The organism is Pseudomonas putida (genome assembly GCF_028682635.1).
Lineage (GTDB): Bacteria > Pseudomonadota > Gammaproteobacteria > Pseudomonadales > Pseudomonadaceae > Aquipseudomonas > Aquipseudomonas putida_AE.
In genome coordinates, this window is the sequence record NZ_JANHLK010000002.1 from 328718 (window position 1) to 339450 (window position 10733).

Sequence of the window (10733 nt, forward strand, 5' to 3'; positions counted from 1 at the left end):
GCCCGCAGGCGAGCGGCCGTGACAACTTAGTTTTTCAGCCAGCCGGCTTCCTTGAAGACCGGGGTGACGCGGGCGGTGTCTTTTTCGATGTAGGCGGTCAGCGGCTCGCCCTCGAGGAAGGTCGGCACCAGCGCGTTCTGCTTGACGTAGGCCTTGAACTCCGGCGTTTCGGTGACCTTGCGCATCAGCTCGACATAGAACGCGCGTTGCTCGGCGGAAATGTCGCCAGGCATGAACACGGTGCGCGGGAAGCGGTATTGATCGATGCCCAGGCCTTGTTCGTGGCAGGTCGGTACGTCGGCCCAGGATTTGTCGCCGGCGACTTTTTCGGTGTAGGCCATGCGCTCCTTACTGAACACGCAGAGCGGTTCGACCTGATCGCCGCGCCATTGGCTGATGCTTTCGCTGGGGTTGTTGACGTTGGCGGCGATGTGCTTGCCGGCCAGCTGGGTCGCGGCCTCGCTACCGCTCTTGAACGGGATGTACACCAGTTTACTGTTGGTGGTCTGGTTCAGCAGCAGGGTCAGGGTCTGGTCGACATCCTTGGACTGGCTGCCACCCATGCGCAGTTTCGACGGGTCGGCCTTGACCGCTTCGTAGAAGCTTTTCGCATCCTTCCACGGTGCGCCTTTGTAGCTCCAGAGAATGAAGTCATCCTCGGCCACGGCGGCAATCGGGGTCAGCTCCTGCCATTGATAGCCGAGCTTGGACACCAGCGGCAACAGGTAGATGTTGTTGGTGCCGATCACCAGCTTCTCGGCATCGCCCTTGTTCATTTTCATGTCGAGGAAAGCCTCGGCGCCGTTGCCGCCACCCTTGTTCAGGACGATGGTATTAACGTCGAGCAGTTTATGCGTGGTGATGATCGACTGGATCAGGCGACCGAGTTGGTCGGTACCGCCACCGGGGCCACCGGCGACGACGATTTCGACGTTCTTGTCCGGTTGCCAGGCGGCTTGAGCGAGCGCGGGAAGGGCGCCGGCGGCGATCAGGGTGCAGCCAAGAAACAGACGGGAAGTGCGACGGACGAATGCATTTCGCATGGGAGGGCCTCGTTTCTGTGTTTTTGTAATTGTTATGAGCGACTTGTTTGAGCGGTAAAGCCGCAAGCCTGGAGTGAGTGTGGGAAGAGGCAGCCCCCGCGTCTAGTCAAAACAATACATACACCGATAGCCTGGGGTTATAGCTAGTCAAACGAAGCAAGACTTCTGTAGGAGCAAGCTTGCTCGCGATGGACTCACGAGCGCTGCGCTAATTCAGGAAACACGCGTTTTCGTTGACGATCATCGCGAGCTAGCTCGCTCCTACAGAAAAGAAAGGTCCAACATTGAAGATCGTTGAAAGCACGGAGTGCCATAACCCGAAGCTATCGCCTGATTTCAAGTTTTGATTAGACGGTTATCACCGGGCCTTCGATAGTGCTCATCAACACCGTGAAAAACGCGACACAGGTGAAGTCTGCAACTGTACAACAATAAAAATTGAGGGACGCGCAATGGCTCGTCACCAGTGCGGTGTGATTATGCAAATGAGCAGTGGATTTGCCCCGGTGCCGGGATTCTTCGCGGTGTGCTCGGCAGTGTTTGTGCTGGCTACGTTGTTCATCAGTCTCGACGAGGTGCGCCATGGGTGAACTGTGGAACGGTCCCATCATCGATGCCCATCATCACTTCTGGGACCCAACGATCAACGACCATCCGTGGTTGGCGCCGGAGGCGAACATCCCGTTTCGCTACGGCGATTACTCCGCGATCAAGCGCCGTTATTTGCCCGACGATTACTTCGCCGATGCCGGCGACCAGCGAGTCGTGCAAACGGTGTATGTCGAGACCGCATGGAACCCGCAGGACCCGATTGGCGAAACCCGTTTCATCGAGCAACTGGCCGCCCGCTACGGCGTGCCGAATGCGATCGTCGCGCAAGCCTGGCTCGACCACCCGGACGCCATTGCCGTGCTGCGCGAGCAGGCCAGTCACAAGTGCGTGCGCAGCGTGCGGCACAAGCCCGGCGGACCGACGTCACCCGCGCAGTTCGGCCGGGTGCGCAGCCTGATGAGCGACGAGCACTGGCGGCGCGGTTATGCCGCGCTGGAGGGCCTGGGCCTGCACTTCGATCTGCAAACCCCCTGGTGGAACTTGCCCGAAGCTGAGCGACTGGCCCGGGATTTCCCCGGTATCACCCTGATTCTCAACCACGCCGGCTTGCCCAGCGACCGCAGCGCTGAAGGCCTGGCCGGTTGGCGCGCCGCGATGGCGCGGCTGGCGCAGTGGCCCAACGTGCAGGTCAAGATTTCCGGCCTGGGCCAGGCGGGCCGGGCGTGGCGCGCCATCGACAACGCCTGGATCGTGCGCGAAATCATCGCGATGTTCGGCACCAAGCGGGCGATGTTCGCCAGTAACTTTCCGGTGGACAGCCTGTGTGGCTCGTTCAACGACATCTACAACGGTTTCAAATCCATCGTCGCCGATCTGCCAGTGGCCGATCAGGAGCGACTGTTCTACAGCAACGCGCAGCGCATCTACCGCTGCGAACCTTGCGCCATTGACCGGGCGCGGCCTGAATCCTTGAGGAGTGAAGCATGAACAAGACAACCATCGCGATGGTCCTGGGCGACCCCGCGGGCATCGGTCCGGAACTGATCGCACGCTTGCTCGGAGAGCCCGATGTACGCAGCCAGGCGAATGTGATCCTGATTGCCGACGAAGCGGAAATGCGCCGCGGCATGCGCATCGCCGGTGTGGAGTTTCCCTATCGCCGGGTGGAGTCGCTGGAGCAGCTGTCATTCATGGACGACACGCCGCTGTTCTACGATTTTCGCGGCGACACTGTCGGTGAATTCCCGCGCAGCGAATCCAGTGTCATTGGTGGTCGCTACAGCCTCGACACCCTGGAGGTCGCCCTGCGCCTGACCGAGGCCGGGACCACCGACGCGATATTGTTCGGGCCGCTGAACAAGACTTCGTTGCACATGGCCGGCATGGCCCACAACGATGAGTTGCACTGGTTCGCCGAGTTGCTGGATTTCCACGGGCCGTTCTGCGAATTCAACGTGCTCGACAATCTGTGGACTTCCCGTGTGACCTCCCACGTGGCGTTGGCTGAAGTCCCGGGCCTGCTTAGCCAGGCGCGGGTGGTGGAAGCGATTCAACTGATCGACACCGCGCTCAAGCGCAACGGCCTGGAAAAACCGCGCATCGGCGTCTGTGGATTGAACCCGCACAACGGCGACAACGGCTCGTTCGGCCGCGAAGAACTGGACATCATCGGCCCGGCCGTGCGTTCGGCCCAGGCATTGGGGATCGCGGCGGAAGGGCCGTATCCGGGGGACACGATTTTCCTCAAGGTCCAGGGTGATGCCAGCGCCTTTGACGCGGTGGTGACGATGTACCACGACCAGGGGCAGATCGCGATTAAGTTGATGGGCTTCTCCCGTGGCGTCACGGTCCAGGGTGGTCTGCCCATCCCGATCACCACGCCGGCCCACGGCACCGCGTTCGATATCGCGGGGCAGGGCAAGGCGAATGTCGGCGCGACTCGCCAGGCGTTCGAGATCGCTTGCCGGATGGGTGGCAACAGCTACTGATTTTCAAAAACACGCAATACCCCTGTAGGAGCTGGCTTGCCAGCGAAGACGGCCTGACAGACACCCCTGAGGTGCCTGTCGGGCCGCTTTCGCTGGCAAGCCAGCTCCTACAGTTTTATGTATTGCCCCGATAACTCGATCTAGGGGATTACTGCTTTTTCCTATCACCCCAGGTTATCGCCGGATACGCATAAGTGATTATCCGCACCCTCGGGCGCTGGCTACAGTCGCTCCATCGAATGCCTGGAACCGCCAACCGAGCGGCTCCACGCAGCGACACAACAATGACAAGAAGCCGGCAGCGCAAGGAAACCGTATTCATGAAAATCAAAGCGATCCGTACCCGCGTATTCGAGTGGAAAGGCAAAGTCGTCCCACCTCAAGCGCACTTCTGCACCAACGCCAGCGACATCCTGTTCGAGCGCGGCGACGCCATGGGCTCGTTCCGTTTCCACGGCTGGCTGGTGGTGGAAGTCGAGACCGACACCGGTCTTGTCGGCATCGGCAACTGCGCCCTGGCGCCTCGTGTGGCCAAGGAAATCATCGACACCTACCTGGCACCCATCGCGATTGGCGAAGACCCGTTCGACAACGAATACATCTGGCAGAAAATGTACCGCCAGAGCCACGCATGGGGCCGCAAAGGCATCGGCATGGCGGCCATCTCGGCGATCGACATCGCCATCTGGGACATCATGGGCAAGGCGGTCAACAAGCCGGTGTTCAAACTGCTCGGCGGCCGCACCAAGGAAAAGATCTGGACCTACGCCTCCAAGCTCTACGCCAACGACAACCTCGACCTGTTCCTCGAAGAGGCCCAGGGCTATCTGAACCAGGGCTTCACCGCGCTGAAAATGCGCTTCGGCTACGGCCCGAAAGACGGTCCGGCGGGCATGCGCAAGAACATCGAACAAGTGCGCGCCCTGCGTAACCTGGCCGGCCCCGACGTCGACATCATGCTCGAATGCTACATGGGCTGGACCCTGGAATACGCCCGCCGCATGTTGCCCAAACTGGCCGAGTTCGAGCCGCGCTGGCTGGAAGAACCGGTGATCGCCGACGACATCGAGGGTTATATCGAGCTGAAAAAAATGGGCATCATGCCGATCTCCGGCGGCGAGCACGAGTTCACCTCGTACGGCTTCAAGGACCTGCTGGAACGCCGCGCCATCGACGTGATCCAGTACGACACCAACCGCGTCGGCGGCATCACCGCCGCGCGCAAGATCAACGCCATGGCCGAGGCCTGGTCGGTGCCGGTGATCCCCCACGCCGGGCAGATGCACAACTACCACCTGACCATGTCCACCACGGCGTCGCCCATGGCCGAGTTCTTCCCGGTGTTCGACGTCGAAGTCGGCAACGAACTCTTCTACTACGTATTCAAGGGCGAACCGCAACCAGTCAACGGCTACATCCAGCTCGACGACGACAAGCCGGGCCTGGGCCTGGAAATCTCCGATGAGTATTTGAGCGACTTCAACATCATCGAGTGACCTTGAGGCGCCGTCATCCGGCGGCGCCGTCCATGACTTTGCGGAGGCGACATGCGCCTGATTCAATTTGAAAACACTGCCGGGGAACGCCAGGTCGGGCTGGTCGACGGGGCACAGGTCCAGGTGCTTAAAGGCACCCGCAGCACCCGTGAACTGGCACTCGCGGCGATCCGCGGCCAACGCAGCCTGCAGGAAGAAGTCGCCCTGCGCGGCACCGAACCGGGCCCGGACTACGCCCAGCTGTTGCAGCAGCGCCAGGTGCTGCCACCGCTGGACCACGAGGACCCGGCCCACTGCCTGATCAGCGGCACTGGCCTGACCCACCTGGGCAGCGCCTCGGCGCGGGACAAGATGCACCAGCAGGAAGGTGCCGTCGAAACCGCCATGACCGACACCATGCGCATTTTCAAATGGGGCCTGGAGGGCGGCAAGCCCGCGGCCGGGCAGGTCGGTGCGCAGCCGGAATGGTTCTACAAGGGCGACGGCAGCATCGTCGTGCGTCCCGGCGCGGACTTCCCGGTGCCGCCCTTTGCCGAAGACGCCGGCGAAGAGCCGGAGCTGACCGGGCTCTACGTGATCGGCGACGACGGCCTGCCGTATCGCGTCGGTTATGCCCTGGGCAATGAGTTCTCCGACCATGTCATGGAGCGGCGCAACTACCTGTACCTCGCCCATTCGAAACTGCGCTGCTGCTCCTATGGCCCGGAGCTGCGCGTCGGCGAATTGCCCAGGCACCTGGAGGGCACCAGCCGCATCAAGCGCGATGGCAAGACGATCTGGGAAAAGGAGTTTCTCAGCGGCGAAGACAACATGTGCCACAGCCTGGCCAACCTCGAATTCCACCACTTCAAGTACGCGCAGTTCCTGCGTCCCGGTGATGTGCACGTGCACTACTTCGGCACCGCCACGCTGTCGTTTGCCGATGGCATCAAGACCCAGCCGGGGGACCGCTTCCAGATCAGCCTCGATGAGTTCGGAGCGCCGCTGGTGAACGGCATCGGTGAAAGTGCCCAGCCGTTGGCAATCGGTCAGGTGCGCACGCTTTAACCCCTGTAGGAGCCGGCTTGCCGGCGAAAGCGATTTTTCACGCGACGTTGATGTTTGCCGTGCCGTGGCCTTCGCCGGCAAGCCGGCTCCTACAGGTCTGTAATCGATCAAGGAATCCGCAATGACCACGATACTTGGACACAACTACATCGGCGGCCGCCGCAGCGCCAACGGCAACTTGCACCTGCAAAGTCTCGACGCGACCACCGGTGAGCCATTGCCCGGCACCTTCTTCCAGGCATCCGAAGCCGAGGTGGATGCCGCCGCCAAAGCCGCCGCCGCGGCGTACCCGATCTACCGTAATCTCAGTGCAGAAAAGCGCGCGACCTTCCTCGATGCCATCGCCGATGAAATCGATGCCCTGGGCGATGACTTCGTCGCCACCGTGTGCCGCGAAACCGCATTACCGGCCGGGCGTATCCAGGGTGAACGCGCTCGCACCAGCGGCCAGTTGCGCCTGTTCGCCAAGGTCCTGCGTCGCGGTGATTTCTACGGTGCGCGCATCGACCGGGCGTTGCCGGATCGCCAGCCTTTGCCACGCCCGGACCTGCGTCAATACCGCATCGCCCTGGGGCCGGTAGCGGTGTTTGGCGCCAGCAACTTTCCATTGGCGTTCTCCACCGCCGGTGGCGATACCGCCTCGGCCCTGGCCGCCGGATGCCCGGTAGTGTTCAAGGCCCACAGCGGGCACATGGCAACCGCCGAGTGGGTGGCGGACGCAATCATCCGCGCCGCCGAGCGCACGGAAATGCCCGCGGGGGTGTTCAACATGATCTACGGCGGTGGCGTCGGTGAGTGGCTGGTCAAGCACCCGGCGATCCAGGCCGTGGGTTTCACCGGCTCGCTCAAGGGCGGCAATGCCCTGAGTCACATGGCCGCGACCCGGCCACAGCCGATCCCGGTGTTCGCCGAGATGTCGAGCATCAACCCGGTGTTCCTGCTGCCCGAGGCGCTGGCCGTCCGGGGTGAACAGATCGCGGCGCAGCTTGCCGGTTCAGTGACCCTGGGCTGTGGCCAGTTCTGCACCAACCCTGGCCTGGTCATCGGCCTGCGTTCGCCGCAGTTCAGCACCTTTCTCGAAACCTTTTGCGCGAGCATGAACCAGCAACCTGCGCAAACCATGCTCAATGCTGGCGCGCTGGCCAGTTACAGCCGAGGCCTGGGCGAGCTGCACGAACATCCGGGGCTGACCCATCTGGCGGGCAAGCCGCAGCAGGGCAGTCAGGCGCAGCCGCAAGTGTTCAAGGCCGATGTCAGCCTGTTGCTCAAGGGTGATGAACTGCTTCAGGAAGAAGTGTTCGGGCCGACCACCATCGTCGTGGAAGTCGAGAGCCGTGCGCAGTTGGCGCAGGCGCTGCAGGGGTTGCGCGGGCAACTGACCGCGACCTTGATTGGCGAGGCGGATGAGCTGCTGGAGTACCGCTGGCTGGCGGAGATGTTGCAGGAAAAGGTCGGGCGGATTTTGCTCAATGGTTATCCGACCGGGGTCGAGGTGTGCGAGGCGATGGTGCATGGCGGGCCTTATCCGGCAACGTCCGATTCGCGCGGGACCTCGGTGGGGACGTTGGCGATCGATCGCTTCCTGCGGCCGGTGTGCTTCCAGAATTACCCGGATGCGTTGTTGCCCGAGGCGTTGCAGAACGCCAATCCGCTGGGGATTCGGCGGTTGGTGGATGGGGAGGTGAGTCAGTCAACCTTGTAGTGTCTGGATGACCGCTATCGCTGGCAAGCCAGCTCCTACAGGTTTTGCGGCGTGCTCGAAACCTGTAGGAGCTGGCTTGCCAGCGAAGGCGTCATCAAGCTCACCACAAATTACCTGGCTCCCACCTCAATTGCCTTCACCGCAGGCTTCAACACCAGCCACAACGCCGCCGCAATCAACACCCCGCCATACACATGCGCCATCGACAACGGCTCACCCAGCAACAGTGCGCCCCACAACACCCCGAATGGCGGGATCAGGAAGGTCGTGGTCATCGACCTCACGGGCCCGACCGAGCTGAGCAAGCGGAAGTAAACGATGTACGCCAGCGCAGTACACACCAGCCCCAATCCCAGCAACGACAACCAGACATCCCAGCCACCCCAGCTCGCCGGCGGCTGGCTGATCACGCTGTAGCCGAACAGCGGCAGCAGGAACAACGTCGCCCCGAGCATGCTGCCCAGCGCAGACAAACGGCTGTCGAGCCCACCGGCCTGATCCAGCCAGCGGCGTGCTAGAAAACCGGCAAAGCCATAACAGGTGGTGGCGAGCAGGCAGGCGAGGGCGCCCATCAGCAATTGCATATCGAATGCCACCGGGCCCGCGCGCGTCAGCACGCCAACGCCGAACAAGCCGAGAAATACCCCGCCGAGCTTGGCGCCGGTGAGTCGCTCATGGAAGAACAAGCCGCCGATCAACACGCCCATCAGCGGTGTGGTGGCGTTGAAAATGGCCGAGTACCCAGCCGGCAGCACCTGGGCGGCCACGGAGTACAGGGTGGCCGGAATCCCCGAGTTGATCACCCCGAGCAGCATCACAGTCTTGAGTTTGCCTTTGAAATCCCAGCTGATGCGCATCAGCCCGAGGATCAGCAACAGGCCGGTAGCGGCAATCGACACGCGGAAAAAGGCCGTGGGGATGGTACCAATCACCGGGGCGATGATGCGCATGAACAGAAAGCTCGCACCCCAGATGGCCGCCAGTGACAGTAAACGGACAATATCGACGGGGTTCACGCTGCTCTCCTTCCTTTATGGGGACGAGAGTGTTGCCGAGCGGCTGATCGATGGCAACCGAAAAACCGGCAAATAACCCGGGCGCAAAATTACGCTTCTCCTGCACCCGCTTCACTGGCTAAGCTCAGGGCTCACGAATTCCCGCAGAGGTCTCACCATGCCGCAGCAATGGCCAGCCGCCGATATCGCCCGAATGATCCTCGATGGCTTTGACGATTACCGCGAGCATTTCCGGCAGATCACCGACGGTGCGCGGGCCCGCTTCGAGCAGGCCCAGTGGCAGGAGACGCAGGTCGCGTCGGCCGCGCGGATCAATCTCTACGAAGAAAAAGTCAGCGAAACCGTGGAACGGCTGCGCATCGCGTTCGACAGTGACACCCTGGACGTCAGTTGCTGGCCGCTGGTCAAGAGCGCCTACATCAGTCTGATCGACCTGCGCTTCGACGATGAATTGTCCGAGACCTGGTACAACTCGATTTTCTGCGGGCTGTTCAGCCATGACCTGATCAGCGACGGCTGCATGTTCATCCACACCACGCGGCCGAGCCTGCGCCGGGCCCGCGCCGCGCAAACCCGCACCTACAAACCCCAGGGTCAGTTGGCGGGGATGCTGGCGAGCATCTTTGCCGACTATCGCTTCAGCGAGGAATACGCCGACCTGCCCGGCGATCTGCGCCGCCTTGAAGCGCAACTGCGCGAGAACCTGCCGGACTGGGTGTGCAAGGACCCGGAGCTTGGCGTCGAACTGTTTTCCTCGGTGCTCTACCGCAACAAGGGCGCCTACCTGGTGGGGCGCATCTACACCGCCGATGAACAATGGCCGCTGGCGATCCCGCTGCTGCACCTGGAGGGGCGCGGTATCCAGATCGACGCGCTGATCACCGACGAAGCGGACGTGTCGATCATCTTCTCGTTCACCCGTTCCTATTTCATGGTCGATGTGCCGGTGCCGGCAGAGTTCATCGGTTTCCTCAAGCGCATCCTGCCGGGCAAGCACATCGCCGAGCTGTACACTTCGATCGGTTTCTACAAGCATGGCAAGTCCGAGTTTTATCGGGCGTTGATCAACCACCTGGCCAACACCGACGACCAGTTCATCATGGCCCCCGGCGTGCGCGGCATGGTCATGAGCGTGTTCACCCTGCCGGGGTTCAACACCGTGTTCAAAATCATCAAGGACCGCTTCTCCCCGTCAAAAAACGTCGACCGCGCGACTGTGATCGAGAAGTACCGGCTGGTAAAAAGCGTCGACCGCGTCGGGCGCATGGCCGACACCCAGGAGTTCGCCGATTTCCGCTTCCCGCTGAGCAAGTTCGACCCGGCGTGCCTGGAAGAACTGCTGGACGTCGCGCCGTCCACGGTGTCGGTGGAAGGCGACACGGTGCTGATCCGCCACTGCTGGACCGAACGGCGCATGACGCCGCTGAACCTGTACCTGGAAAACGCCAACGACGCGCAGGTGCGCGAGGCCCTGGAGGATTACGGCCTGGCGATCAAGCAACTGGCGGCGGCGAACATCTTTCCCGGTGACATGCTGCTGAAGAACTTCGGCGTTACCCGCCACGGTCGCGTGGTGTTCTACGACTATGACGAGATCTGCTTCCTGACCGAGGCCAACTTCCGCCACATCCCGCAACCGCGCACGCCGGAAGATGAAATGGCGTCCGAGCCGTGGTATTCGATCGGGCCGCTGGATGTGTTCCCCGAGGAATTCCCGCCGTTTTTGTTTGCCGATTCGGGGCAGCGCAAGTTGTTCGATCAGTTGCATGGCGAGTTGTACAACGCTGACTACTGGAAAAGCCTGCAGGAGGCGATTCGGGCGGGGAAGGTGATCGATGTGTTTCCGTATCGGAGGAAGCAGCAATAAGCCGCAAGCTTTAAGCTTGAAG

The 10733-nt window shown here is 61.8% G+C and carries 8 protein-coding genes; 6 read left to right on the plus strand and 2 right to left on the minus strand.

Features of this window, described 5'->3' with window-relative positions; all coding sequences use genetic code 11:
• Positions 1-26: 26 nt before the first annotated feature.
• The gene (locus NPS56_RS03995; protein WP_274073562.1) at positions 27-1043 is read right to left on the minus strand and encodes a Bug family tripartite tricarboxylate transporter substrate binding protein; all 1017 of its coding nucleotides are present in this window, start codon (positions 1041-1043) and stop codon (positions 27-29) included.
• 582 nt (positions 1044-1625) lie between these two features.
• On the opposite strand from NPS56_RS03995, the gene NPS56_RS04000 reads away from it, so the two are divergent.
• The 5 genes from NPS56_RS04000 to NPS56_RS04020 all read left to right on the plus strand — a co-directional run bounded on the left by NPS56_RS04000 (position 1626) and on the right by NPS56_RS04020 (position 7828).
• Positions 1626-2582, plus strand: coding sequence for an amidohydrolase family protein (locus NPS56_RS04000; RefSeq protein ID WP_274073563.1), 957 nt, complete (start codon positions 1626-1628; stop codon positions 2580-2582).
• Complete coding sequence (locus tag NPS56_RS04005) at positions 2579-3583, plus strand: 4-hydroxythreonine-4-phosphate dehydrogenase PdxA (protein ID WP_274073564.1); 1005 nt, start codon at positions 2579-2581, stop codon at positions 3581-3583. The genes NPS56_RS04000 and NPS56_RS04005 overlap by 4 nt, the downstream gene beginning before the upstream one ends.
• Before the next feature lie 320 nt (positions 3584-3903).
• On the plus strand, positions 3904-5079 hold the full coding sequence (locus NPS56_RS04010; RefSeq protein WP_274073565.1) for an L-rhamnonate dehydratase: 1176 nt from the start codon (positions 3904-3906) through the stop codon (positions 5077-5079).
• A gap of 51 nt (positions 5080-5130) precedes the next feature.
• A complete protein-coding gene (gene araD1 / locus NPS56_RS04015) occupies positions 5131-6126 on the plus strand; it encodes an AraD1 family protein (protein ID WP_274073566.1) in 996 nt (331 codons plus the stop codon).
• A gap of 121 nt (positions 6127-6247) precedes the next feature.
• Positions 6248-7828: an aldehyde dehydrogenase (NADP(+)) gene (locus NPS56_RS04020; protein ID WP_274073567.1), complete on the plus strand. Its 1581-nt coding sequence runs from the start codon at positions 6248-6250 to the stop codon at positions 7826-7828.
• Between the two features lie 110 nt (positions 7829-7938).
• Here the strand turns inward: NPS56_RS04020 and NPS56_RS04025 are convergent, their stop codons facing one another.
• Positions 7939-8844, minus strand: a complete 906-nt coding sequence (locus NPS56_RS04025; RefSeq protein ID WP_274073568.1) for a DMT family transporter — start codon at positions 8842-8844, stop codon at positions 7939-7941.
• A gap of 157 nt (positions 8845-9001) precedes the next feature.
• Here NPS56_RS04025 and aceK point away from each other — a divergent pair, with 157 nt between their 5' ends.
• On the plus strand, positions 9002-10711 hold the full coding sequence (aceK, locus tag NPS56_RS04030) for a bifunctional isocitrate dehydrogenase kinase/phosphatase (RefSeq protein WP_274073569.1): 1710 nt from the start codon (positions 9002-9004) through the stop codon (positions 10709-10711).
• Positions 10712-10733 lie beyond the last annotated feature (22 nt).